At 66.4% G+C, this 26,864-nt stretch carries 22 protein-coding genes and 2 tRNA genes; 18 read left to right on the forward strand and 6 right to left on the reverse strand.

The window, feature by feature from the left end; translation table 11 throughout:
* Both ACM9LD_RS15795 and ACM9LD_RS15800 read left to right on the forward strand, forming a co-directional pair.
* Entirely contained in the window at window positions 1-1,764 is a 1,764-nt protein-coding gene (locus tag ACM9LD_RS15795; RefSeq protein ID WP_415677552.1) for an MFS transporter, read from the forward strand.
* A gap of 284 nt (window positions 1,765-2,048) precedes the next feature.
* Window positions 2,049-2,591 carry a DUF721 family protein gene (locus tag ACM9LD_RS15800; RefSeq protein WP_415677553.1) on the forward strand — a complete coding sequence of 181 codons (543 nt, stop codon included), beginning with the start codon at window positions 2,049-2,051 and terminating at the stop codon, window positions 2,589-2,591.
* On the opposite strand, the gene ACM9LD_RS15805 is transcribed toward ACM9LD_RS15800, so the two are convergent.
* Window positions 2,588-3,043 carry a Cif family virulence factor gene (locus tag ACM9LD_RS15805; RefSeq protein WP_415677554.1) on the reverse strand — a complete coding sequence of 152 codons (456 nt, stop codon included), beginning with the start codon at window positions 3,041-3,043 and terminating at the stop codon, window positions 2,588-2,590. The two genes, ACM9LD_RS15800 and ACM9LD_RS15805, sit on opposite strands and share 4 nt — an antisense overlap.
* A gap of 278 nt (window positions 3,044-3,321) precedes the next feature.
* Between ACM9LD_RS15805 and gyrB the strand changes: the two genes are divergently transcribed.
* From gyrB to ACM9LD_RS15830, 5 genes are all read left to right on the forward strand, one after another.
* Window positions 3,322-5,385, forward strand: a complete 2,064-nt coding sequence (gene gyrB, locus ACM9LD_RS15810) for a DNA topoisomerase (ATP-hydrolyzing) subunit B (protein WP_415677555.1) — start codon at window positions 3,322-3,324, stop codon at window positions 5,383-5,385.
* 66 nt (window positions 5,386-5,451) lie between these two features.
* Complete coding sequence (gene gyrA / locus ACM9LD_RS15815; RefSeq protein ID WP_415677556.1) at window positions 5,452-7,953, forward strand: DNA gyrase subunit A; 2,502 nt, start codon at window positions 5,452-5,454, stop codon at window positions 7,951-7,953.
* 27 nt (window positions 7,954-7,980) lie between these two features.
* On the forward strand, window positions 7,981-8,694 hold the full coding sequence (locus ACM9LD_RS15820) for a DUF3566 domain-containing protein (protein ID WP_415677557.1): 714 nt from the start codon (window positions 7,981-7,983) through the stop codon (window positions 8,692-8,694).
* 53 nt (window positions 8,695-8,747) lie between these two features.
* Window positions 8,748-8,824: transfer RNA gene (locus ACM9LD_RS15825), tRNA-Ile, on the forward strand.
* A 195-nt stretch (window positions 8,825-9,019) separates the two neighbouring features.
* Window positions 9,020-9,095, forward strand: a tRNA-Ala gene (locus ACM9LD_RS15830).
* Here ACM9LD_RS15830 and ACM9LD_RS15835 read toward each other — a convergent pair.
* The 3 genes from ACM9LD_RS15835 to ACM9LD_RS15845 form a co-directional block, all read right to left on the reverse strand.
* Window positions 9,083-9,532, reverse strand: coding sequence for a helix-turn-helix domain-containing protein (locus ACM9LD_RS15835; protein WP_078343402.1), 450 nt, complete (start codon window positions 9,530-9,532; stop codon window positions 9,083-9,085). The two genes, ACM9LD_RS15830 and ACM9LD_RS15835, sit on opposite strands and share 13 nt — an antisense overlap.
* A 203-nt stretch (window positions 9,533-9,735) precedes the next feature.
* Window positions 9,736-10,973 (reverse strand): IS3 family transposase gene (locus tag ACM9LD_RS15840; protein ID WP_109475879.1). Its coding sequence is split into 2 segments (ribosomal slippage): window positions 9,736-10,682 and window positions 10,682-10,973, totalling 1,239 coding nucleotides; the frame shifts between segments, so codons are not numbered across the junction.
* Between the two features lie 153 nt (window positions 10,974-11,126).
* Entirely contained in the window at window positions 11,127-12,128 is a 1,002-nt protein-coding gene (locus ACM9LD_RS15845; RefSeq protein WP_043078250.1) for a helix-turn-helix transcriptional regulator, read from the reverse strand.
* A 118-nt stretch (window positions 12,129-12,246) separates the two neighbouring features.
* Here ACM9LD_RS15845 and ACM9LD_RS15850 point away from each other — a divergent pair, with 118 nt between their 5' ends.
* The 9 genes from ACM9LD_RS15850 (at window position 12,247) to ACM9LD_RS15890 (ending at window position 22,616) form a co-directional block, all read left to right on the forward strand.
* Entirely contained in the window at window positions 12,247-12,567 is a 321-nt protein-coding gene (locus ACM9LD_RS15850; RefSeq protein ID WP_043078249.1) for a 2Fe-2S iron-sulfur cluster-binding protein, read from the forward strand.
* Between the two features lie 24 nt (window positions 12,568-12,591).
* Window positions 12,592-13,980 (forward strand): cytochrome P450, encoded by a 1,389-nt coding sequence (locus ACM9LD_RS15855; protein ID WP_054173132.1) that lies wholly within the window; start codon window positions 12,592-12,594, stop codon window positions 13,978-13,980.
* Window positions 13,977-15,179, forward strand: a complete 1,203-nt coding sequence (locus ACM9LD_RS15860) for an NAD(P)/FAD-dependent oxidoreductase (RefSeq protein WP_043078172.1) — start codon at window positions 13,977-13,979, stop codon at window positions 15,177-15,179. Before ACM9LD_RS15855 ends, ACM9LD_RS15860 begins: the two co-directional genes overlap by 4 nt.
* Before the next feature lie 74 nt (window positions 15,180-15,253).
* Window positions 15,254-16,714, forward strand: a complete 1,461-nt coding sequence (locus ACM9LD_RS15865; RefSeq protein WP_043078171.1) for a cytochrome P450 — start codon at window positions 15,254-15,256, stop codon at window positions 16,712-16,714.
* A complete protein-coding gene (locus ACM9LD_RS15870; RefSeq protein WP_043078170.1) occupies window positions 16,711-17,436 on the forward strand; it encodes a transglutaminase-like domain-containing protein in 726 nt (241 codons plus the stop codon). The genes ACM9LD_RS15865 and ACM9LD_RS15870 overlap by 4 nt, the downstream gene beginning before the upstream one ends.
* Entirely contained in the window at window positions 17,433-18,962 is a 1,530-nt protein-coding gene (locus ACM9LD_RS15875) for an aldehyde dehydrogenase family protein (protein WP_043078169.1), read from the forward strand. The genes ACM9LD_RS15870 and ACM9LD_RS15875 overlap by 4 nt, the downstream gene beginning before the upstream one ends.
* On the forward strand, window positions 18,959-19,795 hold the full coding sequence (locus ACM9LD_RS15880) for an SDR family oxidoreductase (protein WP_043078168.1): 837 nt from the start codon (window positions 18,959-18,961) through the stop codon (window positions 19,793-19,795). The genes ACM9LD_RS15875 and ACM9LD_RS15880 overlap by 4 nt, the downstream gene beginning before the upstream one ends.
* A 49-nt stretch (window positions 19,796-19,844) precedes the next feature.
* Window positions 19,845-20,912, forward strand: a complete 1,068-nt coding sequence (locus ACM9LD_RS15885) for a BtrH N-terminal domain-containing protein (protein ID WP_043078167.1) — start codon at window positions 19,845-19,847, stop codon at window positions 20,910-20,912.
* Between the two features lie 72 nt (window positions 20,913-20,984).
* Complete coding sequence (locus tag ACM9LD_RS15890; RefSeq protein ID WP_043078166.1) at window positions 20,985-22,616, forward strand: long-chain fatty acid--CoA ligase; 1,632 nt, start codon at window positions 20,985-20,987, stop codon at window positions 22,614-22,616.
* Window positions 22,617-24,575: 1,959 nt separating this feature from the next.
* Here ACM9LD_RS15890 and ACM9LD_RS15895 read toward each other — a convergent pair.
* The gene (locus ACM9LD_RS15895) at window positions 24,576-25,271 is read right to left on the reverse strand and encodes a hypothetical protein (protein ID WP_146437750.1); all 696 of its coding nucleotides are present in this window, start codon (window positions 25,269-25,271) and stop codon (window positions 24,576-24,578) included.
* A gap of 263 nt (window positions 25,272-25,534) precedes the next feature.
* On the opposite strand from ACM9LD_RS15895, the gene ACM9LD_RS15900 reads away from it, so the two are divergent.
* Window positions 25,535-25,909 (forward strand): hypothetical protein, encoded by a 375-nt coding sequence (locus ACM9LD_RS15900; RefSeq protein ID WP_131726653.1) that lies wholly within the window; start codon window positions 25,535-25,537, stop codon window positions 25,907-25,909.
* 29 nt (window positions 25,910-25,938) lie between these two features.
* Here the strand turns inward: ACM9LD_RS15900 and ACM9LD_RS15905 are convergent, their stop codons facing one another.
* Window positions 25,939-26,283: a hypothetical protein gene (locus ACM9LD_RS15905; RefSeq protein WP_131676264.1), complete on the reverse strand. Its 345-nt coding sequence runs from the start codon at window positions 26,281-26,283 to the stop codon at window positions 25,939-25,941.
* Between the two features lie 77 nt (window positions 26,284-26,360).
* Between ACM9LD_RS15905 and ACM9LD_RS15910 the strand changes: the two genes are divergently transcribed.
* Window positions 26,361-26,783, forward strand: a complete 423-nt coding sequence (locus ACM9LD_RS15910) for a hypothetical protein (RefSeq protein ID WP_415677558.1) — start codon at window positions 26,361-26,363, stop codon at window positions 26,781-26,783.
* Window positions 26,784-26,864 lie beyond the last annotated feature (81 nt).

Below are 26,864 nucleotides of genomic sequence, written 5' to 3' on the forward strand. Positions count from 1 at the left end.
GTGATCGCCTCCGCCGGCGGACGATCCGGCGCGACGCGCTGGATCTCGCTCGGCACGTTGTGCATCGCCGTGCTCATGACCGGCATGGACAACAGCATCGTCACCATCGCCCTCCCCACGCTGAGCGAGGAGTTCGGCGGCGGCATGAGCGCCCTGCAGTGGATCGTCGACTCGTACACGCTGGTCTTCGCGGGGCTGCTGCTCGCGACCGGCTACCTCGGGGACCGGCTCGGCCGGCGGAGGGTGCTCATCGCCGGCCTGCTGTGCTTCGTCGCGATCTCCGTGCTGGCCACGCGGTCCACGTCCCTCGCCGAGCTCATCACCGCGCGGGCCGCGCTCGGCGCCGCCGCGGCCCTGATCTTCCCCGCCACGCTCGCCATCATCTCGGACCTGTTCCCGGAGAAGGAGGAACGCACCAAGGCCATCGCCGTGTGGTCCGCCGCGGCCGGCGCGTCGATCGCGATCGGCCCCGTGGTCGGCGGCTACCTCGTCGAGCACTTCGCCTGGTCGTCGGTGTTCTGGATCAACGTGCCCATCTCGATCGTCGCGATCGCCGGCTGCCTCGCGCTGGTCCCGGAGTCCTTCGGCTCGGAGCGGCCGTCGTTCGACCTGCTCGGCGTGCTGCTGTCCATCTCCGGGATCACGCTGCTGGTGTGGGCGCTGATCGAGGCGCCGAACTTCGGCTGGGGCAGCGCGCCCGTCGTCGGGGCGCTGATCGGCGCCGCGGTGTTCCTGGTGTCCTTCGTGTTCTACGAGCGGCGGCACCGCAATCCGGTGCTCGACGTGACGCTGTTCCGCTCACGCGGCTTCGCCATGGGCTCCTTCGCGATCTGCGCCGGCTTCTTCTGCCTCCTCGGCTTCGTCTTCATCACGATCATGTACTTCCAGGCGGTACTGGGCTACGGGCCGCTCGAGACCGCGGTCCGGGTGATCCCGTTCGCGCTCGCGGCCGTCGCGGTGACGCCGCTCGCGGCACTGGCGAACACCGAGCGCCGGATGCGGTTCACGATCTCCCTCGGTCTCGCGATCATGGCCGCGGGCTTCGTGCTGACCTCGCGGCTCACCGAATCCGCCGACTACCTCACGCAGATCCTGCCCGCGATGTCCGTCATCGCCGTCGGCCTCGGCCTGCTGCAGGGGCCCGCCACCACGTCGGTGATGACCTCCGTCCCGTCGGGCGAGGCCGGCGCCGGCTCCGCGGTCAACGACACCACCCGCGAGGTGGGCGGCGCGCTGGGTGTCGCCATCCTCGGATCAGTGGTCGCGCACCTGTACTCCGCGAAGGTGGCGGAGGACGTCGCGCGGCTGCCCCTGACGCCGGACGCCCGGGCAGAGGCCGAGTCCTCGGTGATCGGCGGCATCCGCGCGGTCGGCGCGGCGGCGCCCGAGCTGCAGCCAGCGCTCGGGCACACCGTGCAGCAGGCATTCGTCTCCGCGATGCAGTCGGCCAACCTCGTCGCCGCCGGGGTCGGTGCGGCCGCGTGCCTCGTGGTCGCAGTGCTCCTGCGCACCCGGCCGCCGTCGCGGCACCGTCGAACCGCGGAGGGCGAGCGGGTCAGCGTGCAGGAGCTCGTCGCCCGGGCCGGCGAGGCCGTGACGGCACCGATCATGCTGCCGTCCGCGAGCGTCCGGCGAGGAGTCCCGCCAGTCCGCACAGCCACGCCACCAGGTAGCCGGCCGCGAGCGACAGCGGGATCACCGGCCGCCCGTACTCCCGCAGCACCAGGGGCGCGAGCACCGGGAGCGTCGCCGCCGCGAGGGTGACCCAGCCCCAGCGCCGCTCGGTCCCGGTGCCGCGGCGGACCAGGCGCAGGTTGGCCCACCAGCACAACAGGCCTAGCGCGCCGACGACGTACAGGTAGCCGTAGAGCGGCGCGGCCTCGCCGTACTCGCCGACGGGGTCGTACAGCGCGTGCAGGTGCCGGTCCAGCGCGCTGGACCGTCTCGCCGCGCCCGACGTCTTCGACGGACCGTGATCGTGGCCGCGAACGCTGTCGGTACGGGTGAGTAGCCTGGTGATGACAGAGTCGCGGGCGTGAGGAGGCGTGATGACGGGACCGAAGGACGACGGGCCGCTGCACGGTTCCGATATCGCGCGGCGCGCCCTCGAGGAGGCCCGGGCGGCGGCGAAGGCGGCGGGGAAATCCGTCGGCCAGGGCCGCTCCGAGCCCATGACCGGCGGGGTGCGGCGGCTGCGCCGCGGCTCCAAGCGGTGGAGCGGGCCGTCGCCCGACAACCGCGATCCGCAGCCCTTCGGCTCCCTCATCGGCGGCATCGCCAAGGCCCGCGGCTGGGATACGAAGGTCAACGAGGGCACGGTGCTCGGCTGCTGGGAGTCCGTCGTCGGCGCCGACGTGGCCGCGCACGCCCGCGCCGTGAGCCTGCGGGAGAAGGTTCTCTACGTGAGCGCCGAATCCACCGCGTGGGCCACCCAGCTGCGGCTCATGCAGTCCCAGCTGCTGGCCAAGATCAACGCCGCGGTCGGTCAGGGCGTGGTCACCTCGCTGAACATCACGGGGCCCAGCGCGCCCAGCTGGCGCAAGGGCCCTCTGCACGTGCCGGGCCGCGGCCCGCGCGACACCTACGGCTAGGCCGGCGGCTCGCCGGGCAGGAAGTCGGCGAGGTCGATGCCGCGCTCGGCGGCCAGGGCCTGCAGCTTGGCGGCGTCGTCGACCTGGATGCAGACGCACGCGTGCGGTCCGTCGGGATCCCGGCGCACGATGTAGTACGCGGTGCTGTCGGTGAGCAGCGCGCCGTCGGCGTCGAGGAAGAGCCAGCGGACGTGGAGCAGCGTGATCGCGCCGGTGAGGTCGGTGCTGCTCAGGAGCTCGTGGCCGACGGAGGCGAGGCCCAGCGCGCGGTACAGCGGGTAGGACTGCTCGAGGCCGCGGGCCATCGCCGCGCGGTCGTCGAGGACCCCCGAGAACTGGTCGTCGACGATCATGCCGGGCTCGGCCCACAGGCCGGCGGCGGCCGGGGCGTCGAAGCGGGCGAGCGTCTCGGAGTAGCGGGTGAGGTAGTCGTCGATCTCGGCGTGATCCATGCCTCCGACTCTACGAGCGGATGCCGGTTCACGCCCTAGCGTCGCCGTGTGCGCGTCGGATCGCCATTCGGACTGAGTCGACCGAAACGAGGTTGATCGCGTCTGCGACGCGATCAGGGCGTGGCAAACGCATTCAACGTCGTGAAGAGGAGTAGACTAGAAGGGCAAGAGCGCCCCGTCTCCTCGGGGTGCTGTCCGATCACCATCGCGGCGGCTGCGGCCCGTGGACGTCCACGGCCTCATCCCCGGTGGTTTCGACGAAGGAGCGCCAACACATCGTGGCGGCTGACAACAACGCGGACAAGCCCAAGGGCTCGTACGGCGCGGATTCCATCAAGCAGCTCGAGGGCCTGGAGGCGGTGCGCAAGCGCCCCGGCATGTACATCGGTAGCACCGGCCCGCGCGGCCTGCACCACATGATCCAAGAGGTCGTCGACAACTCCGTCGACGAGGCGATGGCCGGCCACGCGACGCGCGTCGACGTGCGACTCATGGCCGACGGCGGCGTCGAGGTCATCGACGACGGCCGCGGCATCCCCGTCGCGATGCACGCCAAGGGCATGCCCACCGTGCAGCTGGTGCTCACCTCGCTGCACGCGGGCGGCAAGTTCGACTCCGACTCCTACGCCGTCTCCGGCGGCCTCCACGGCGTCGGCGTCTCGGTCGTGAACGCCCTCTCGAGTCGCGTCGAGGTCGAGATCGACGTCGACGGCTACCACTGGCAGAACAACTTCCACTGGGACGACAAGCAGAAGACCGCCGTCGCCGAGGACCTGATCAAGGGCGAGCCCACCGAGCGCACCGGCACCACGGTGCGGTTCTGGGCCGACCCGAAGGTGTTCACCGAGACCACCCACTACGACTTCGAGACGGTCTCGCGGCGCCTGCAGGAGATGGCCTTCCTCAACAAGGGCCTCACCATCACCCTCACCGACGAGCGCCCCGCCGTCGTCGAGGTGCCCGACGAGGACACCACCGAGGCGGCCCCGTCGGCGCACGAGGACGACGTCGCCGCGGCGCTCGCCGAGGTCGCGCCGAAGAAGCGCGAGCGGATCTTCCACTACCCGGACGGGCTCGTCGACTACGTCAAGCACATCAACGCGCGCACGTCGAAGACGCCGATCCACGGCTCGATCATCTCCTTCGAGGGCAAGGAGAAGGGCCACGAGGTCGAGATCGCGATGCAGTGGAACTCCGGCTACTCGGAGTCCGTGCACACCTTCGCCAACACCATCAACACGCACGAGGGCGGCACCCACGAGGAGGGCTTCCGCACCGCGCTGACCTCGATCGTCAAGGCCTACGCCAAGGACAAGAAGCTGGTCAAGGAGAAGGACGGCGAGCTCACCGGCGACGACATCCGCGAGGGCCTCGCGGCCGTCATCTCCGTCAAGGTCGCCGAGCCCCAGTTCGAGGGCCAGACCAAGACCAAGCTCGGCAACACCGAGGTCCGCGGCTTCGTCCAGAAGGTCTGCCGCGAGCAGCTGCAGTTCTGGTTCGACTCGAACCCGGCGGACGCGAAGACCATCGTGCAGAAGGCCTCGGCCTCCGCGCAGGCCCGCCTCGCCGCCCGCAAGGCGCGGGAGCTGGTGCGCCGCAAGAGCGCCACCGACATCGGCGGCCTGCCCGGCAAGCTGGCCGACTGCCGCAGCAACGACCCCGACAAGTGCGAGGTCTACATCGTGGAGGGCGACTCCGCCGGCGGCTCCGCCAAGAGCGGCCGCGACTCGATGTACCAGGCGATCCTGCCCATCCGCGGCAAGATCATCAACGTCGAGAAGGCCCGGATCGACAAGGTGCTCAAGAACACCGAGGTCCAGTCGATCATCACCGCCTTCGGCACCGGTATCCACGACGAGTTCGACATCGCCAAACTGCGCTACAAGAAGATCGTGCTCATGGCCGACGCCGACGTCGACGGCCAGCACATCTCGACGCTGCTGCTGACCCTGCTGTTCCGGTTCATGCGGCCGCTCGTCGAGCACGGCCACGTGTACCTCGCGCAGCCGCCGCTCTACAAGCTCAAGTGGCAGAAGGGCGCCGACCCGGAGTTCGCCTACAGCGACAACGAGCGCGACGTGCTGCTGGCCGACGGCCTGCGCAACGGCAAGAAGATCAACAAGGACGACGGCATCCAGCGCTACAAGGGCCTCGGCGAGATGAACGCCAAGGAGCTGTGGGAGACCACGATGGATCCGACGGTCCGCGTGCTCAAGCAGGTCACGCTCGACGATGCCGCCGCCGCCGACGAGCTGTTCTCGATCCTCATGGGCGAGGACGTGGTGGCGCGCCGCTCGTTCATCGCGCGCAACGCCAAGGACGTGCGGTTCCTCGACGTGTGATCGCCGGCGCGCCCCCGAGCCGGGGCGCGCCGCGCACCGTCGAACCGATGAACTCGAAGGACTGAAATGACTGACACCACACCGCCCGCCGAGACCGGCGGCCACGACCGGATCGAACCGGTCGACATCCAGCAGGAGATGCAGCGCAGCTACATCGACTACGCCATGAGCGTGATCGTGGGCCGCGCGCTGCCCGAGGTGCGCGACGGCATGAAGCCCGTGCAGCGCCGCATCCTCTACGCCTCCTACGACGCCGGCTACCGGCCCGATCGCAGCTACGTCAAGTCGGCCAAGCCCGTCGCCGAGACCATGGGTAACTACCACCCGCACGGTGATTCGGCGATCTACGACGCCCTCGTGCGTCTCGCGCAGCCGTGGTCCCTGCGGTACCCGTTGATCGACGGGCAGGGAAACTTCGGCTCGCCGGGTAACGACCCCGCCGCCGCCATGCGCTACACCGAGGCCCGCCTCACCCCGCTGGCGATGGAGATGCTGCGCGACATCGACGAGGAGACCGTCGATTTCTCGCCGAACTACGACGGCAAGACGCAGGAGCCGACGGTGCTTCCGGCGCGCGTGCCGAACCTGCTGATGAACGGCTCCGGCGGCATCGCCGTCGGCATGGCGACGAACATCCCGCCGCACAACCTGCGCGAGCTCGCCGACGCGATCTTCTGGTGCCTGGACAACTTCGAGGCCGACTCCGAGGCGACGCTCGAGGCGTGCATGGAGCGGATCAAGGGACCGGACTTCCCGACCTCCGGCCTCATCGTGGGCAGCCAGGGCATCAAGGACGCCTACTCCACCGGCCGCGGCTCCATCCGCATGCGCGGCGTGGTCGAGGTGGAGGAGGACTCCAAGGGCGCAACGGAACTCGTCATCACCGAGCTGCCCTACCAGGTGAACCCCGACAACCTCGTGCTGTCGATCGCCGAGCAGGTGCGCGACGGCAAGATCGCCGGCATCAGCAAGATCGAGGACCAGTCCAGCGATCGCGTGGGCATGCGGATCGTGGTGCGGCTCAAGCGCGATGCCGTCGCCAAGGTGGTGCTCAACAACCTCTACAAGCACAGCCAGCTGCAGACCAGCTTCGGCGCGAACATGCTGTCCATCGTCGACGGCGTGCCGCGCACGCTGCGCCTGGACCAGATGATCCGCTACTACGTGACGCACCAGTTGGACGTCATCGTGCGGCGCACCCGGTTCCGGCTGCGCAAGGCCGAGGAGCGGGCCCACATCCTGCGCGGCCTGGTCAAGGCCCTGGATGCGCTCGACGAGGTCATCGCCCTCATCCGGCGGTCGGAGACCACCGAGATCGCGCGCGCCGGCCTGATCGAGCTCCTCGACGTCGACGAGCTGCAGGCCAACGCGATCCTCGACATGCAGCTGCGGCGGCTGGCGGCCCTCGAGCGGCAGAAGATCATCGACCAGTTGGCCGAGATCGAGCTCGAGATCGCGGACCTCAAGGACATCCTCGATCGGCCGGAGCGCCAGCGCGCCATTGTCCGCGACGAGCTCGGCGAGATCGTCGAGAAGTTCGGCGACGACCGGCGGACCAGGATCATCGCGGCCGACGGCGACGTGACCGATGAGGACCTCATCGCCCGCGAGGACGTGGTCGTCACGATCACCGAGACCGGCTACGCCAAGCGCACCAAGACGGACCTGTACCGCAGCCAGAAGCGCGGCGGCAAGGGCGTCAAGGGCGCGGACCTCAAGCAGGACGACATCGTGGCGCACTTCTTCGTGTGCTCCACCCACGACTGGATCCTGTTCTTCACCACCAAGGGCCGCGTCTACCGGGCCAAGGCGTACGAGCTGCCCGAGGCCAGCCGCACCGCCCGTGGGCAGCACGTGGCCAACCTGCTGGCCTTCCAGCCGGAGGAGCGGATCGCCCAGGTCATCCAGATCAAGGCCTACGACGACGCGCCCTACCTGATCCTGGCCACCAAGAACGGTCTGGTGAAGAAGTCCAAGCTCGAGGACTTCGACTCGAACCGCAGCGGCGGCATCGTCGCCATCAACCTGCGGGACGAGGACGAGCTGGTGGGCGCCGTGCTCGCCTCCGAGTCGGAGGACCTGCTGCTGGTGAGCAAGAAGGCGCAGTCGATCCGCTTCAAGGCCACCGACGAGGTGCTCCGCCCCATGGGCCGGGCAACCTCCGGTGTGCAGGGCATGCGGTTCAACGACGACGATCAGCTGCTGGCGCTCAACGTGGTTCGGGACGACACCTACCTGCTCGTCGCGACCTCGGGCGGTTACGCCAAGCGGACGTCGATCGCTGACTACACTCCTCAGGGGCGTGGCGGCAAGGGCGTGCTGACGATCCAGTTCGACCCGAAGCGCGGCGAGCTGGTGGGCGCGCTCATCGTCGACGACGAGACCGAGCTCTACGCCATCACGTCCGGCGGCGGAGTGATCCGCACCGCGGCGAGGCAGGTCCGCAAGGCGGGCCGGCAGACGAAGGGCGTCCGGCTGATGAACCTGGCCGAAGGCACTAGTCTTTTGGCCATCGCCCGCAACGCCGACGAGAGCGACGAACCCGAGCAGGCGGACGGCGAGGCATAAGCCGCCGCGGAGCACGAAGGAGCGCATGTGAGTACCCCTGGAACCGGATCCGGCCAGCAGCCGGAGTCCGGACCGGAGGCGGGCCGGCAGCCCGTCCGGATCCCGCGACGCGACACCGACGTCGGCCGCGTGATCGATGCGCCCACCGAGGGCGTGGAACGCGACGAACTGCCGAAGAACCTGCCCGACCTGGACAAGATCCACCAGGTCGCTCCGGCCGCGGCGCCGACGGTGCCGGTCCCCGCCCAGTCGGCCGCCGACGCACCCGCGACTCCCGCGGCGCCGGCGACCCCGTCCCCGGCGGAGGAGGCGGCACCGTCGAACCTGCACACCGTGGGCGGCGCACCCGCCCGGGCGGCCGGCGTGAAGACGCAGGCCGCGAACGGGCCGGTGCGGGCGGGCATGCAGCTGCGCAGCATCGACCCGTGGACCACGTTCAAGCTCACCGGCGTGGTCTCCGTGGTGCTGTTCTTCGTGTGGATGATCGCCGTCGGTGTGCTGTACATCGTGCTCAGCGGCATGGGCGTGTGGAGCAAGATCAACGACAGCTTCCAGACGCTCACCAACGAGCAGGCGGGCGTGAGCCTGCTGACGGCGGGCAATGTCTTCACCTACGCGGGCCTCGCCGGCCTCGCCAACGTGATCCTGCTGACCGCGCTCGCGACCGTCGGCGCGTTCATCTACAACCTCTGCGCCGACCTCGTGGGCGGCATCGAGGTGACCCTCTCCGATAGGGATTGACCAGCAGTTTTGTAGAACCCGAGGTGCGCTGGTAATGTTCCACCTCGGTTCACGGGCCTATAGCTCAGGCGGTTAGAGCGCTTCGCTGATAACGAAGAGGTCGGAGGTTCAAGTCCTCCTAGGCCCACCACACCCCGTCCCGGGGCCTTAGCTCAGTTGGTAGAGCGCCGCCTTTGCAAGGCGGATGTCAGGAGTTCGTCGTTTATCTCCAGCTGACGGGTTCGATGAGGGGTTGACCGGCAGGGATGCTGTGGTGGACATGTCCACCACGAGGTCGTAGTTTGGCGGTCAGCCGGCGCCCACTCGGTGGGTGACAACCGAATACGGGGGCTTAGCTCAGTTGGTAGAGCATCGCCTTTGCAAGGCGAGGGTCAGGGGTTCGAATCCCCTAGCCTCCACCATGTGATGAGTCGCGACATGAGTCACGAGGAAGCCCCCGGCCATCGGCCGGGGGGGCTTTCTGCGTGTTGCGCCAGTAGGCCTTGTCGGGCTGGATGTCGTTTGATGCGATGACTTCGCCGGTGTCGAGGTGGATGACGGTGATGGTGTGGTCGTCGGCTACGGCGATGCCGCGTTTGCCGGCATGTTCGATTCCGATGCCGAGGTGACGCATCCTGCCGGCGTGGCGGAAGCTCATAGGTCGATGATCTTCTCGTGTACCGCTTCTGGTGTAGCTCGGTCGCCGGGAGCGCGGTTCGACGGCATTGAGGCCGTCGGTGCGGTAGCGGGCGAGCAGGCGGTGGAGCTGGCGGCGTGAGTAGCCGTACTGGCGGGCAGTGTCGGTGACCGAGAGCTGGTGGGAGACGACCTTCATCACTGCGACGCGTGCACGGGACATGCACGGTCACTCTCGCCTCCGCGGCAGGGGTGCGACGTATGTCCCGACTCATCAGCGACGTATCACCTGTGACAGATGTCGTGAACCCAGAAACCCTAGCCTCCACCATAGGGTCACTACTAGAACCCAGGGCTGAATGAACGACCTGGAGCAGGATCCCTTCTCCTCCCTTCATTCGGGCAGTGCCTGAAGTGCCCTGGGTTTCATTCCGGCCCGGTTGGTAGAGCCAGGGTGGGTCGGCTCTCGTACTTGTAGTGTGCCTCTGTTTCGACGGGGGTGCGATACCCGAGGGCTTCGGGCAGGCGTTCGTGGTTGAACCAGTGCACCCATTCCATTGTTGCGAGCTCGAGTTGCTCGACGGTTTTCCAGGGGCCGCGGCGGATCAGTTCGGCTTTGTAGGCGGCGTTGACGGCTTCGGCGAGGGCATTGTCGTAGCTGTCGCCGCGGGATCCGACCGAGGCGGTGATGCCGAGTTCGGCGAGCCGATCGGTGTAGATCACGCTGAGGTATTGGCTGCCGCGGTCGCTGTGGTGGATGAGGTCACGCAGGTCTGCGCCATCGGTCTGCCAGATCGCGTAGTTGAACGCTTCGAGGGGAAGATCGGCGGTCCGCATGGTCGGTGTGACGGCCCATCCGACGATCTTGCGGGTGCAGACGTCGGTGACGAACGCGGTGTAGGCCATCGATTGCCAGGTCCGGGTGTAAGTGATGTCGACGACCCACAACCGGTTCGGGGCGCTCGCGTGGAAGTGGCGTTCAACGAGATCGGCGGGGCGTTGTTGAGTGGGGTCGGGGTGGGTGGTGAACACCTTCCGTCCTCGCTGAACGCCTTGCAAACCAGCAGCTTTCATCAATCTCGCGGTTCTGTCGCGGCCGATGTCCCATCCGGTTCGGCGCATCGCGGCGTGCATCTTGCGTACCCCGTAGACGGAGAAGTTGTCCCGATGGATCCGCCGCAATTCGTCGATCAGTTCCCGGTCCATCAGAGCGCGATCGGATGGCGGCCGGGTCCTGGCGGCGCGGTAGCCGCGGGAGGTGAGAAACCCCGCATCCGTCGCACGCAGGGTGCGGCAGATGAGCTCGACCCCGAACCGATGCCGATACCGGTCGATGTATCGGATCATCGCTGGGCGGGACGGTCGAGCTCCGCGGCGAAAAACGCCGACGCCGTCTTCAAGATCTCATTCGCCCTGCGCAGCTCGGCGTTCTCGCGTTTGAGCCGGCGGATCTCCTCATCCCCGGCGGAGGTCACGCCCGTGCGCTGACCGGTGTCGATCTGACGTTTGCGCACCCAGCGGGTCAATCCCTGCTGACTGCAGCCGCGCTGGGCGGCGACCTTCTGGATCGCCCCGTACTCGGTCACCTGCGGGTTGTCCTCCCGCGCCTCGGCGACCATCCGGACACCCCGATCACGGAACTCCTGCGGATATTGACGTGGCATGGCTTCGATCCTCTCCGATAGAGGTCGGAACGGAACCCCGAACACTTCACCTAGTGTTGCGCTACACCCTTGGATCCACCGGTGCTAACAACGCCACTTACACCGAAAATCTGACACTCCCATTCACCGCGGACGGCCCGGGATGGCTCAGCGTTACGTGTGCCGGAACTCGCTCGGAGAGCGGCCGGTCCATCGCTTGAAAGCGTGTGAGAAGTTGGTGAGGTCGCTGTATCCGAGATCTGTGGCGATCTCGCTCACCGACATTGATTGGTCGAGTAGCTGCAGCATCGCGCGCTCGCGCAGGAATGACTGGTGCAACTCGCGAAAGGTGGTCCCCTCTTCGGCGAGGCGGCGCTTGAGCGTGCTGGCGGATATCGACAGCTCATGTGCGACCCAATGGCTACCTCGCTGTCCGGAATGCTGCTCCAACAGTCGTCTCACCTTCTCTGAGAACGACGTTGTTCTGCTCCGCTGGTCGAGAGTTCGTTGCAGATCGACGATGGCGAGTCGATAAGCGAGGGGATCGGAGAACCGGCAGACCTCGTTGAGCGTGTCTGCGGGGATATAGAGAAAGGACGTTGGAGCGTCAAAGCACAGGCGCCCGGCCAGCACGTCCTTATGGTGGGTCAGAGAGGTCGGCGCTGGCCAGCTCAGGTGGAGTGTGACCGTCGGCATGTCGCCGGCGAGCATGGCAAGCAGCCGCAGGAGCACTGACCCGCTGTAGGCAACGACCAGGCAGTCCAGGGCCAGGTCGCTTGTATGCGCGGTGAGCCCGACAGTGAGGCCGTGGTCACTCGGATGGAACTGTGGGCTGAGTGCTGTCGAGATCAACGGCAAGTAGGTGAGCAGCTCTACGATCTCGGCTACCGAGCCTGCGCTGACCAGCGGAAAACTCAACGGGCCGAAGGACGTCAATTGGGCCTGTTCAGCGAATGTGAAGCCGAGCAGGGTTGCCTGGTCGACGTCGAGTTCGGGGTAGACCTCCCGAAACCACCGGATCGGGGCCTGGACGTCATGCTGGATCAGCATCGCCTCGTTGGTTCCTTCGCGAGCCATGATGTTGCGAAGCCGCGCTGCAGCGTCTGAGTCGAGTGCTTGGCTCTCGAGCAGTTGCACGAACATGAGCGGAGGCACGCCCTCGTCATTGAGGTTCACCATAGTCCCTTTGAGCTGAATTCACAAGTTTCTGACTCCGTCGAACATGGTCGCAGCGCCCATCCTCGACAACACTTTGACCAAGTTCCCGCTGAGGACAACGTATCAGGAGTTGGCTATGGCATTTGTCACCTTTGTCTCCCACGACGGCGAGAAGCACGAAGCGCCCTTCGAGGAAGGGCAGTCGCTGATGCAGGTCGCGACCAACAACGCGGTCCCCGGAATCAACGGCGACTGTGGAGGCGAAGCCGCCTGTGGCACCTGTCATGTGATCGTCGATTCGCAATGGTCCGAGCAGGTCGGCCTCTCCGGATCCGATGAGGAGGAGATGCTCGCGATGAACCCAGAGCGCCAGCCGACCTCTCGGCTGTCCTGCCAGATGGTGGCCTGCGCGGAGTGGGACGGCTTGATCGTCCAACTACCCGAATTCCAGATGTGACGACGAGAGACAGAGTAAGACCTGATGAAGATTCCTGAAGTGATTACCACCAGAGTTCAGTCGACCATCCCGATGGATCTGCAGATCCGGGGCGCGCATCTGTATGACAAGACCCGGCGATGGGTGACCGGGACGAACGGAGAGAAGCTCTTCGTCGAGAGTCCTGTCCCGCCGGTCGAGGACGTCGAGCTCGCCGACATCGACCTCAGCAACCCTTTTCTCTATCGCCAGGGGCGCTGGCAGTCCTACTTCGAGCGCTTGCGCAACGAGGCGCCAGTCCACTATCAGCCCAACAGTTCGTTCGGTCCGTTCTGGTCTGTCACGCGGCATGCCGACATCGTGGCCGTGGACAAGAACCACGAGCTCTTCTCCGCCGAGCCGTTCATTGTCATCGGGGCCCCGCCTCGCTTCCTCGATATCGCGATGTTCATCGCGATGGATCCGCCACGGCATGACGCGCAGCGGGCCGCTGTCCAAGGCGTGGTCGCGCCGAAGAACCTGCGTGAGATGGAGGGGCTGATTCGATCGCGTGTGCAGGAGGTGCTGGACGACCTGCCTGTGGATCAGCCGTTCGACTGGGTGCAGAACGTCTCGATCGAGTTGACCGCTCGGATGCTCGCGACTCTCCTGGACTTTCCGTACGAGCAGCGTCGCAAGCTCGTCTACTGGTCAGACCTTGCGACCTCGCTGGAGCAGGCTAACGGCGGGCCCTCGGACAACGACGAGGTGTTCCCCGGCATGCGCGACATGGCGCGAGGTCTCAGCGCTCTCTGGCACGACAAGGCAGCCCGGACAGCGGCCGGGGAGGAACCTGGCTTCGATCTGATCACCATGTTGCAGAGCAACGAGAGCACCAAGGACCTGATCGACCGCCCGATGGAATTCTTGGGCAACCTTGTGTTGCTGATCGTCGGAGGCAACGACACGACCCGGAACTCGATGAGCGGCGGTGTTCTTGCGCTGAACCGCTTCCCCGATCAGTTCGAGAAGCTGAAGGCGAACCCCGACTTGATTCCCAACATGGGCTCGGAGATCATCCGGTGGCAAACCCCGCTGGCGTATATGCGCCGGGTCGCCAAGGCCGATACCATTCTGAACGGGCAATTCATCCGCAAGGGCGACAAGGTAGTGATGTGGTACGCCTCGGGCAACCGTGACGAGCGCGTGTTCGAACGGCCGGATGAGTTCATCATCGACCGGGCCAACGCCCGCAACCACATCTCGTTCGGCTTCGGCGTCCACCGCTGCATGGGCAACCGGCTGGCCGAGCTCCAGCTGCGGATCCTGTGGGAGGAGTTGCTTACCCGTTTCGACAACATCGAGGTCGTCGGGGAGCCAGAGTACGTGCAGTCCAATTTCGTCAGGGGGATCAGTAAAATGATGGTCCGCCTCACCCCGAAGTCCAGCGCATGACTTCGCAGCGGGCCCTCATCGTTGGGGCCGGCCATGCCGGGGTCCAGCTCGCGGCCAGTCTCCGCCAGGAAGGGTGGACCGGTGAGATCGTCCTCATCGGCGAGGAGTCGGCGCTGCCCTATCAACGCCCGCCGCTGTCGAAGGCTTACCTGGCGGGGAAGAGCACGCTCGACGAACTTGCGATCCGCAGCGCCGAATTCTACAGCAAGCAGGGAATCCAACTCCTGGACGCGACCGTGGAGGCGATCGACCGCTCGGCCGGTCACCTTGCACTGAGCGCCGGCGACACGCTGCCCTACGACAAGCTCGCGCTGTGCACTGGGGCCAGCCCTCGACGGCTTTCCATCCCGGGTGCCGACCTGGTCGGCGTCTACTACCTACGCACCGCTGCGGACGTCGAGATGATCCGAGAGGTCACCAGCCCCGGGTGCCGGGCCGTGATCGTCGGCGGCGGCTACATCGGACTGGAGACGGCCGCTTCGTTGCGTGCGCTGGGTCTGGAGGTCACAGTGCTTGAGGCGGCCGAGCGCGTCCTCGAACGGGTCACCGCTCCCGAGGTATCGGCGTTCTTCGAACGGATCCACCGGGAGGAGGGCGTGAACATCAGGACGGGCGCGCTGGTCGAGGCTCTGTCCGGTGACGGCAGGGTCCGCGAGGTATTCCTGTCAGGTGGCGAATCAATTCCCGCCGACCTCGTCATTGTCGGCATCGGCGTTGAGCCGAACACCGAGCTCGCCGCCGCCGCGGGTCTGGTCGTCGACAACGGCGTCGTGATCGACGACCAGGCCCGGACCAGTGACCCCGACATCGTGGCCGCCGGGGACTGCGCCAGCCACGACATGGCCCGTTACGGCCGTCGCATACGCCTGGAGTCCGTGCCGAGTGCGGGTGAGCAGGCCAAGGTGGCCGCCGCGACCTTCTGCGGCAAGCCCAAGATGATCGCGGCGCTTCCGTGGTTCTGGTCGGATCAATACGATCTCAAGCTCCAGATCGCCGGTCTCAACACCGAGTACGACGAAGTCGTCTGCAGCGGCGACCCGATCCGGGACCGCGCCTTCGCCTGCTTCTACCTCCGTGCCGGCGAGCTCATTGCTGCCGACTGCGTCAACCGGCCCCGGGACTTCGTGTTCAGCAAGCGGGTCATCGCGCAACGACTCCCCGTCGGCCGGGCCGAACTGGTGCTCGCCGGCTCGACCTGAACTGACTGGTCCCTGGGGTCGACGGCGGTAGGAAGACATCGAGTGCGGCCCCACATTTTCAGAAAGGAACGTCAGTGACGAATATCATCCAGCTCCCGCTGGCGAAGGGTCGTGAGCGGCTCTCATCGGTACTCCTGGCGCCGCTGCCGAGTCGAGTCGACGCGACCCTGCTTGGGGTCAGCGACCATTGGCCTGTGCGTGAGCTCACCCCGCCCCCGGCGGGGTCGGGCCTCGAGCCGGTCCGGGGGACCGCGGGCCTGCCTTTGCTCGGTCACACCCTGGACTACATCAGGTTCGGCTCCAACTTCACCCGGGCCAGGTACCAACGCTTCGGACCGGTCTGGTGGATGGGCGCCTTCGGTACGAGAATCGTGATGGTGGCCGGCGCGGATGCCACCCAGGAGGCGCTGACGACCAAGGCGAAGTCGTTCTCCCAGGACGGGTGGACCTATCTCATCGATGCCTTCTTTCACCGGGGCCTGATGCTGATGAGCTTCGACGAGCACAGGATGCATCGGCGGATCATGCAGGAAGCGTTCACCCGCGACCGGCTCGCCGGCTATGTCGACCAGCTCGGCCCGACGCTGGAGACCAGCATCCCCGGGTGGACAGCGGGCCGGTCCACGCGCATCTACCCACTGCTGAAGGCCTTGACTCTCGACGTCGCAACGGGGGTCTTCATGGCAGGTCGGGGCAGGAGCGAGGACATCGACGCCATCAACGACGCCTTCGTGGCCACCGTGCGCGCAGCCAGCTCGATCATCCATTTCCCGCTGCCCGGTACTCGGTGGCGCGCCGGAGTCCGTGGGCGCACGCTCCTGGAGAACTACTTCACCCGGCATCTGCCGACGGCTCGAAGTGGCCAGGGAGACGACCTCTTCACGGGGTTGTGCCATGCGCGCACGGCCGACGGTGAGGCGTTCAACGATGAGGACGTCGTCAACCACATGATCTTCTTGATGATGGCGGCCCACGACACCTCGACCATTACCACCACAGCTGCCGCCTACTTCCTCGCCAAGCACCCAGCCTGGCAGGAACGGGCTCGGGCCGAGTCCGACCGACTCGGTGAACGCCGCCCCGACATCGACGACCTGGACTCGCTGGCGACTCTCGACCTGGTGATCAAGGAGACGCTGCGCCTCGTAGCGCCCGTGCCGATCGTGATGCGCAAAACGATCGAGAACGTGGAGATTGCCGGACGCCACATCCCGGCGGACACCCTGGTGGCCGTGGCTCCTGCGGTGAACCACTTCGACGAGTCGTGCTGGACCGGCCCCGATACCTTCGACCCCGACCGTTTCAGCGAGCCGCGCCGGGAGGACCAGAATCACCGTTTCGGGTGGATCCCCTTCGGAGGAGGGGTGCACAAGTGCATTGGTCTGCACTTCGGCACTCTCGAGGTCAAGGCGATCCTGCACTACATGCTGCGCACGTACACCTGGTCGGTCCCGGACCAGTATGAAGTGAGATGGGACAACACTTCGCTCCCCATCCCTGTCGACGGGTTGCCGATCACCCTGGAGCGCAGATGAATCAGGCACCGGTGGCGTCGTTGGTGGCGACCGACTTCCTCGACATCGAACACGCGTCCGTCCGGGCATTCACCGCCGCCGCGATTGGGGATGCGAGCACCGACCGGGACAAGGCCAATCGCCTCTTCACCACCGTCCGTGACCAGATCTGGTACGACCCCTACACAGTGTCGGACGATCCCGCCCACTATCGAGCCAGCTTCGTCCTCGAGGCCGGGCGTGCCTATTGCGTCCCGAAGGCGGTGCTCTTGACCGCGGTGTGCCGTGCGGCAGGGATTCCGGCGCTGCTGGGCTTCGCTGATGTCCGCAATCACCTGCAGACCGAAGCGCTGCGAGCGCTCATGGGCGGCACAGACCTGTTCGTCTATCACGGTTACAGCCTTCTCTACATCGACGGCCGGTGGTTGAAGGCGACACCTGCGTTCAACACCGAGTTGTGTGCGCGTTTCAGTGTGCCGCCGGTGGAATTCGACGGCGATCGCGACGCCCTCCTGCACGCCTTCACCGCCGACGGAGCCCAGCATATGGAGTACGTCCGCGAGCGCGGCATCTTCGACGACCTGCCTTTGAACGCGATCCTGACCGAGCTTCGGCATACCTATGGACCGGTGATGTTCAAACGCGCTGACGTGATCGCTGACGCTTTCACCGACACACCCACCAGACGCACCCCACCCAACGGGCTCTCCCGCGGGTTCGACTCACTCCTGGAGGACCGATGAGCACGGCGACCACAGCGGACGCCTTGGCCGTGTGTAGCCCAGCCGACGGCCGGCGGATCGCAACCGTCCCCGTGGATGATCGTGAGACCGTGAACCGCATCGCGGCTGACCTCCGCCGCGCCCAGGCAGGGTGGGCCGAAGCTGGCCCGCGGCAACGCGCAAGATGGTTGCATCGCTGGCGGGACTGGATCCTGGCTCACACCGACGAGCTCACCGACCTGTTGCAAGCCGAAACGGGCAAAGTGCGCCCAGACGCTCTCGTGGAGACGACCGCGTCGTGCGAATTCATCACCTACTACGCCGACAATGCCGAGAGGTTTCTCGCTGGCGAGCAGGTCAGGCCCTCGAGTCTGTTGAGTCTGCCGAAGCGGCTGTCCAAGACCTACCACCCGTACCCTGTTGTCGGGCTCATCACGCCCTGGAACTTCCCGATCACCCTCTTCCTCATGGATGCAGCACCCGCGTTGGCTGCCGGGTGCGCGGTCCTGGCGAAGTCCTCGGAAGCGACGCCACTGACGTGTGCGCGGGTCGTCGAAGGCTGGCACGAGATCGGCGCCCCCCCGGTCCTGGCCCATGTTGTGGGTGCCGGCGAAGCGGGTGCGTCGGTGGTGGACGCAGCTGACTTCGTGCAGTTCACCGGCTCGACAGCCACCGGGCGCGCGGTCGCGATCCGCTGTGCCGAGCACCTGAAGCCGGTGAGCCTGGAGCTGGGCGGTAAGGATCCGGCGATAGTGCTGGAGGACGCCGACCTTGCTCGCGCGGTCGAGGGGATCGCGTGGGGCGGTCTGTTCAACGCAGGGCAGGTCTGCATCTCCGTTGAGCGGGTGTATGTGGTAGCTGAGATCTACGACGAGTTCGTGGCTCGGCTGACGCAAAGGGTGCGGTCCCTCGCCCACGGTGCAGCGGCAGGTGACGACGTGGGTGCGATGGTCACTGCGAGGCAGGTCGAGATCGCCGATCGCCACGTCAACGAGGCGGTGGCGGCGGGTGCACGGGTCTTGGTCGGCGGAACCCGGAGCGCGGCCGGGAACTACTACGCTCCTACCGTCCTGGTCGGCGTCGACCACACGATGACTTGCATGACCGAGGAGACCTTCGGACCCACGATCCCGGTGATGCTGGTCGCGGATGAAGACGAGGCCGTCCGCTTGGCCAACGACTCGGTGTACGGCCTGTCCGCGACGGTGTGGACCCGCGATCACGCTCGTGCGCAGCGCATCGCGAAACGCCTGGACGCGGGCGCTGTCAACATCAACGACGTCTTCAGTAACCTCTTCGCCACCACACTGCCGCACAGTGGATGGAAGGCATCAGGTATCGGTGCGCGGCTCGGCGGCGCCTATGGGCTGCACAAGTACTGCCGGGTCCAGGCGGTGACGGAGCCGCGGATCCCTGTCCTGACACGGGAACTCACGTGGTACCCGTACACCTCTCGGCGTGCGGCCATCGCCGAAAGAGTATTGCGCGCGGCAGCCGGCCGCGGCCTGTGGCAACGCCTCGGCCTGAACAAGGAGAACAGCAAGTGACGACGCACAACCCCCGCAATGCCGCCAAGACCGTGGCAATCACGGGCGGAGCCCGCGGTATCGGATACCAGACCGCGAAGGAGTTGATCCGACGAGGCCACCGCGTCGCTATTGGCGACGTCGACGAGGCCCGTGCAAAGGAGGCCGCCGTTGATCTCGGGGTGAAGGTCGTCGCCCACTTGGATGTCACCGACCCTGACTCGTTCCGCGATTTTCTCGACCTGGTCGAGGGGGACCTCGGCCCGCTCGACGTACTGATCAACAACGCGGGCATCATGCCCACCGGGCACGCCCACGAGGAAGACGACGCGGTAACCCGGCGGCAGGTCGAGATCAACGTCCTGGGAGTTGTCTTCGGCACCAAGCTCGCCCTTCAACGGATGCTGCCGCGGCGTGCTGGGCACATCATCAACACCGCATCACTGGCCGGTGAGCTCGCCGTACCCGGTCTGGCGACCTATTGCGGCACCAAGTTCGCGGTCATCGGATTCACCGAGGCAGCACGACAAGAATACCGCAAGTCCGGGGTCCAACTGTCCACGGTCCGGCCCACGTTCACCAACACCGAACTTGTCGCTGGGACGGCTGGGGCCAAGGGAATGCGCAACGCCGAGCCCGAGGAGATCGCCCGAGCGACAGCCGATTTGATCGAGAACCCGCGTCCCTTCGTGCGCGTCACCCGCCTCGCCGGCGGCATGGTCGCCGCGATGAAGTTCGTCCCCGGTTGGCTGGCCACCTGGCTCGGCTCGGCCCTGGGCTCGGACTCGGTGTTCCTGGACGACGTCGACATGAGGACCCGCCAGGCCTACCTGGACAGAATCCGGAACAACTGATCATGTCTTCGAACCCCGTCGTGCGCCCATCCACCGAAGAGGAACTCACATGCCCCGCAGGACCCTGATCGAGGACTACCCGCATCGGATGGGGGGGCATTGCGGTTCTGGTGCGATGCGGGATCTTCTGCACTGGCATGGTTTGGGGTGGGATGGACCGCCCGATGAAGGCCTCGTGTTCGCGCTCGGTGGCGCGCTAGGGCTGACCTACCTCCGGTCGAGCGACCTCGTTCCGCCGCTGTACCTGGTGGGACGAGGCGCCGACTTCGAAGTCGACCTACCTCGTCGGCTCGGCGGACAGGTCCACGTTCTCACCACCGATGATCCCCGCGAGGGGTGGCTGTGGGTTCTCGACGAGATTGACGCAGGCAGACCCAGCCTGGTGTGGGGCGACATCGGCGAGCTGCCGTACCTGCGGGTCCAGCTACGGATGAGTCGCCACGACATCGTGGTGATTGGCTATGATGAGGCCAAGGGGATTGCCGTTGTCGTAGACAATGACCGCGCCGAGGTGCAGGAGGTCCCGCTCGAAGCCCTGGCTCGGGCGCGGTCCTCGACGTCGTTCCCGCAACCGACGCGCCACTGCACGTATCGCATCACCTGGCCGGGCGCGCTGCCGGATGTGGCGGGAGTGGCGGCAGAGGCATTTCGCCAGTCCGCGGCCAGCATGCGGCGCCCGTCGCGGCCGGGGATTGTCGATCTCACGACAGCGGTGCCCGGGGCTGAGGGCTTAGCCGCGGTCGCGCAGCTGGCAGCCGACGTCCAGACCTGGGTCGACCTTCCGGCAGACGACCTCGAGATCCTCTTGTTCAGCCTGAGCGCTTTCATTGAGAAGGCAGGCACCGGTGGCGGGCTGTTTCGTCGATTGCTCGCCGATGGCTGCGCGGATGTCGCACGTCTGACCGGTGACCTTGCCACCGCAGACCTCGCCGTCGTCGCCAGCCGTTGCGCACAGGCATGGACCGACATTGCACGCGCCGGGATCCAGTGCGACGTTGATGTGCGAGCCCGCGCGGGCGGGATGGCCTTGGCGGCCAGCCGACTGCCAGAACTCGAGTTGGACCTGGTCGAGTCCTTGGAGTCTGCTTCAAGCTCGCTTTCGGCTGCAGATCGCTGACAGCCCACTCTCCCTGGACGCTCGATCCCGGATCGTGTCGGTTCGACGGCAACTCTCTCAATAAGGAATGTTATGCAGAGCACGATGATGACCGTCCCGTTGACAACTGCGGCGATTCTGCGCCACGGCTCGAGTGTGCATGGCTCGTCGACCGTGCGGACCTTACAGCCCGACGGGAGCATAAAGGTCGCCTCGTTCGCCGAGATCGGACGGCGGTCCGCCCAGTTGGCCAACGCGTTGCGCGGTTGTGGGATCACAGGCGATGAGCGTGTCGCGACCTTTATGTGGAACAACCAGGAACATGTGGAGGTCTATTGTGCGGTGCCCTCGATGGGCGCGGTATTGCACACTCTCAATCTACGCCTCGCCTCAGATCAACTCGTCTACGTAGGCAACCACGCCGAGGACCGGGTCGTGATTCTCGATGGAAGCCTGGTCCCGCTGCTGGCCCCCGTGCTGCCGCAGATCACCAGCGTGCACACCGTCGTCGTGACCGGCGGGGTAGACCTCACCCCGCTGCACCGTGACGGGCTCACAGTCGTGGGTTACGAGGAGTTCATCTCCGCCCAACCCGAGACGTTCGACTGGCCCGACCTCGATGAGCAGTCAGCAGCCGCCATGTGCTACACCTCTGGTACCACCGGAACCCCCAAAGGTGTCGCCTATAGCCACCGGTCGACCTACCTGCACTCGATGGCGGCCTGCGCCGCCGACGGACTGCGAGTCGGCTGTGACGACCGGATCCTCGCCATTGTGCCGATGTTCCATGCCAACGCCTGGGGACTGGTCTATGCCGCCCTCATGGCCGGTGCCGACCTGCTCATGCCTGACCGGTTCCTGCAGGCCGAGCCGCTGGTACGGCTCATCGATGCCCAGAAGCCAACCGTCGCAGGCGCGGTCCCGACAATCTGGAACGACGTGCTGAACTTCGTGGAGGCCAACCCCGATTACGACATTTCCTCTCTCGGCCTGGTTGCCTGCGGTGGCTCCGCCGTGCCCGTTCACCTGATGGAGGTCTTCGAGGAGAAGTACGGCGTGCAGGTCGTCCAGGCGTGGGGAATGACCGAGACCTCGCCGCTGGCCGCCGTCGCGCGTCCGCCGGCATCGCTCGACGCGCAGGAGCGGTGGCGCCTGCGAGCTACCCAGGGCCGTCCGGTTCCTGGTGTGGAGTTGCGGATTGTCGGCGACGCGGGCAATGCGCTCCCGCACGACGGAGAAGCCGTCGGTGAGCTGCAGGTGCGCGGACCTTGGATCACCGGCTCGTACATCGGCGGAGAGGATGACGGGGAGAAGTTTCAGGACGGTTGGTTGCGCACCGGCGACGTCGGTCGGATCGATGAACGGAGCTTCGTGACGCTGACCGACCGCACCAAGGACGTGATCAAGTCTGGTGGGGAGTGGATCTCCTCGGTCGAGCTCGAGCTGCTGCTCGCCGGACACCCCTATGTGCTCGAGGCATCTGTGATCGGGGTGCCGGACGAGAAGTGGCAGGAACGGCCTCTCGCGGTGATCGTCGTACGTGACGGTCGTGCGCCCACACCTGCTCATCTGCGTGACTTCCTCGTTGGCAAGGTCGCCAAATGGTGGTTGCCTGAGCGTTGGTGCTTTGTCGACGAGGTGCCCAAGACCTCGGTCGGCAAGTTCGACAAGAAGCGCCTGCGCTCCCTGTATGCTGACGGAGAGCTTGCCGTCATTGAAATCTAGGAATCTTCTCCTGCCGGAGATCTGGGAGGCAACTCCCGGCTCCGTGTTGGATCTGGCCCAAACTTCTGTCGGCAGCACGTGAAGGATGGCCACCCTCGAACCCACAGCCGTCAGATGGTCCGGTTTGGGGGATCTGTCACGAAGTTGGTGATTCGGTAGGGTGAATTGGTCACTCGCTCAGAAGGATTCGTTTGCGCAGTGGGTCGCTCTTCTCGCGGCCGGGCATTCGGCGTTTGAGCATCTTGGTGCGGGGGACGTGGCCTGCGGCGGAGGCCTCGCACGAACGAGTGCAGCGCCAGCTGGTCGTCGACGTCGACTGTGGCCATCCACCGTTCGAGATCCCGACCGCGCCGCTCGCCCATGATCTCGGCGAACGCGCGGACGTGCCCGGCCAGCGCGGCCGGTCGCGGACTGAATGCCAGGATCGAATCCAGGCGCGGCCGGTGTCCGGCAGCGAGGGGTGTTGGGGTTGGTCATGATCCAGCTGATGACTTCGCGGACGATCGGTGGCTGGGCGGCGCGACCGGGAGGTGGGTGAGAGCGAGGAAAGGCTGCAGGTAGTCGCGCACCAACATCTCGCTGCCTTGGTAGCTGTGGGCCGTGATCTCCTCGAACGGCCACATTGTGTTGGGTACACGCCACATTCCACCGCCGATGCAGCTCGGGTTTGTATGCCTCGAGAATACGGACTCGGTACCCGAGGCAATTGTTGACCGGCAGTTCATCAGGCGCCTCGCGCGGGCAAAGCGGCGTGTGGTACCGCGAGACAGACCCAGCTCGCGGCTGATCGCAAGGATGTTAGTCCCCTCGGCCAGCACTGGGCGTGACCCGGCTCCCGAGTGGGTTTCGGCGGCAACCACAGCGGCATCAGGCCGGTCCTGTGGTTCGGGAGCGATGATCGCGGCGGGCAGGGCCGCCCGGTGGCGTGCCACGGCGCCATCGACCGCCCCGCCGCGATGTGCCAGATGTGCTACCGAGCGGCGACTTGCAGCGCGTCCGGTGCTCCGCCGCCGCGCCTTCTGCGTAAGCGCCGATGCGGTCACGATAGAAGATCTCAACGCCCGGATGGACCCGCAACCAGGCCGTAGGAGTGTGGCGGTCCCGTCTTCCAATACCTCGATCGGACGGTCGGTCTGCATGGCGGTCCGGAGTCGTCCCATAACGGTGCCCGCGACGGAAGACAAAGTCGTCCACGCCCAACACCCACGGAACCGGGTGTCAACGCTCCCTCGCCGAGGCGTACACCCGCGCCTTTCTCACGATCTCCGTCGTGATGGTCATCGTTGCCACCGCGTCGGTCGCCCTACCCAGAGTCGCACTGCGGAATGCGGCCCGATCAACGACGGCGATGTGACGTTCTGCGAACTCGAGACCGTGGAGCCCTGCTGTCGCCGCAGAGAGCAGACCGCAGGACTGACGCCAGCGTCACTCAGCGTCCCCGAGTTCGGTACCGGCCACCGACTCGTTGTCCAGACTCTCGGGAGCACGGGTGATGGTGTCAACGGCGGGTGAAAACTGATCAGCAGACGACGGCTGAACTGCTCAGTGTCGAAGGGACTCGCGGGATCGTCGAACCAGACCAGTGACTGATCACCGACACGCGGCCACCGGGTCACCCCCGTGATCCGGTGCGCGATGCCGTCGTAGTCAAAGGCCCCCGAGGGGCTGGCGGGGCCGGGACGGCGCATGTAGGTCAGGGCGTCAAGATCCCACAAGTGCGTAGATCCCTGGGACGCGACCACCCACTTGCCGCGCATACCGCCCGCGAGCTCATCCACGTTCTCGGACGGTGGATCGTTGACGTCAGGGGGCTGCCGGACATCCGGCTCATCCGTCATGGGGACTCCTCGTATTCGGGGGCGGGCTCGCTGTCCCGAACGCTAGATGGTGTTCATCTGGTGCCCCTACCGGGCGTGCCCATGATTGGGCCGGGGGTTTCGCGTGCCGTCTTGGGCGGATCTACTCGGCGGGCTCGAGGACGCGAGGATGGATCAGTTCGATCCGCGGGACGTGGATGTCGGCGCCACCGAGGACCCGCACACGGGGCCACTCGCCGTCGACCATCGTCAGGCCGACCTGGGCGGGGGTGAGGCCGTCCTCGGTGGGGATCAGGCACACCTCGCCGGGGCCGGCCTTGCATCCGGGACAACCGGTCTTGACCTCGATGGCGATTCGCGACTTCTCGAGCTCGAGCTTCTCGTCGTCGGTGGCGTGACGCCAGCACCCGAAACCTTCTTGGTGGCCGACTCCGGCCTGGTACAGCGGCCGCATCTGGCACGGTTTCCCGTTCGTCTTCGGCCGCAGGCACTTCTGCTTGAGGCTGCGGTCGAGGTCGTCCTTCTTTGCCTTGATCCGCTCGGCGTTGAGAGCCATCTGCGTCAGATAGTCGGCGGTGTTGTCGCCGGCCGCCTCGTACAGGGCGAACACCTGTCGCGGGGACTGGGGGCCTGTCCAGCGCCGGCTGTCCGCCCCGTACACGGCGACCGGCAGCTTGCGTGCGACGATGCCGATCGCGACCTCGATGTAGTGTGCCAGATCGGTGTGCGTGTTGCCCACCCGTTCTGGATGGATCGCGATGCCGTACTCGGTCTCGATCCGTGCGGCTTCGCGGTTGAAGCCGTCGACGGCGAGCTCCACCTGCCGCAATGCCGTCATCAGCGGTGTGTGATCCAGCGGTGCGGGTTCGGGCTTGTGGCGGGGGGTGCGGTTGCGATCTGATCTTCGTGACATTGGTGCAAGCGTGCCAGTAACCGGTTTGGAGGTTGCTCGACGGTGGCGCACTGCTTTGTAGGTGCGGTGTGCGAAATGCGCGCGCGAAATACCAGGGGCATCCCCTCGAACCCAAACGGACAGACCATGCCGGGCCGCTCATACCGCGGTGTGCGTGTCCTGGCAGGCTGGTCCGTATGGCCGATGAGGTGAGTGAGGATGACCTGGCGGGGATCCGCGCGCGGTTCCTTCCCGGGTGGTGCGGGTCCCTGGATGTCGGGCCGGGCTGGTACCGGCTGATCGTCGATCTCGACCGGGAGCTGGGCGCGATCGACCCCGATTACCAGCTGGTGCAGGTCAAGGAGAAGTTCGGTGGGCTGCGGTACTACGTGGAGCTCGAACCGGACCGGCCCCGGCCGGGCTTCGACGAGTTGATCCGGGCGGCTGAACGACGGTCGGAGCGGACCTGCGAGCAGTGCGGCCGCGGTGGCGGCCTCACGCGCCGCGGAAGCTGGGTCCGGACCCTATGTGCCGCGGACGCCGCGGCGAGCGGATTCGTCCCCGACGAGGCCGCAGCCGACTAGAAGATCGGTGCGGGTCTGGTGCACGGTGGTCAGTCGCGGGTGTCGCGCAGCGGATGGTCGGCGATCCGGGTCCACGGCACCGTCGCGTCGTGATCGTCGAATGTGAGCGTGATGCCGACCTCGCGGACGCCGGCGGCGGTGAGGTGACGCTGGAGTGCGGTGAGGACCTCGGCGGTCGTGCCGGCGCCGACTTCTGCGGCTGTCGTGGCCACTGCTTCGTCGAGTAGGTGTGCGGCCGTGCGGTACCGCTGATCGATCAGGTCTATCTCGGCGGTGATGGCGTCCACCCGGGCCCGCCGGTCCGGGTCGGCGAGAATCCGCGCCAGCCGCTCATTGCCGGACACGAACCGCACCTCGTCGCTACTTTCCGTCATGGTCGTCAGCATCCACGCTGGGCGCGACGTTTATCCGGGTGGACAAGTGCACCGGGCCGCGCGGATCATCGCCTTGCGTGGACGAGACGACTACCGGCACCGATGTGGGAGCGATACTCGATGAGCTGGTCGGGCCCTTCTACGACGCCGAAGGTGTCACCGGGTACCTCGGTCTGGACGGCGATGACCTGGCGCGGATGGTCGCGGCGGAGCAGGTGATCTGTGCGCCGCTGGCCGGCGGCACCCCGGTATTCCCTGCGTGGCAGTTCCCCGACGGCCGCCGGGTGGATGAGTGGCTGCTGACCATCTGGCAGACCCTGCGGCGCGCCGCCGAGCCGTGGACGGCGGCCGGCTGGATGTGCGCGCCGTCAGCGGACCTCGACGACCAGACGGCGATCACCTACCTCACCCGCGGCCCGCGTGATCCCCGCCGCCTGGATGTCGTCCTGGCACGGGCATCTGGCTATGACAGCTTGAAGAGGCCCCGGCTCGACGGCTAGACCTGGCCCCGTTTGCGACTCGCCGGTGGTGTTGCGACGGTTTGATCTGGCCCCACCTGATGGTTGCTCGTGAACATCGTT

This window comes from Tsukamurella hominis, assembly GCF_965137015.1.
In the GTDB taxonomy this organism is placed as follows: Bacteria; Actinomycetota; Actinomycetes; order Mycobacteriales; family Mycobacteriaceae; genus Tsukamurella; species Tsukamurella hominis.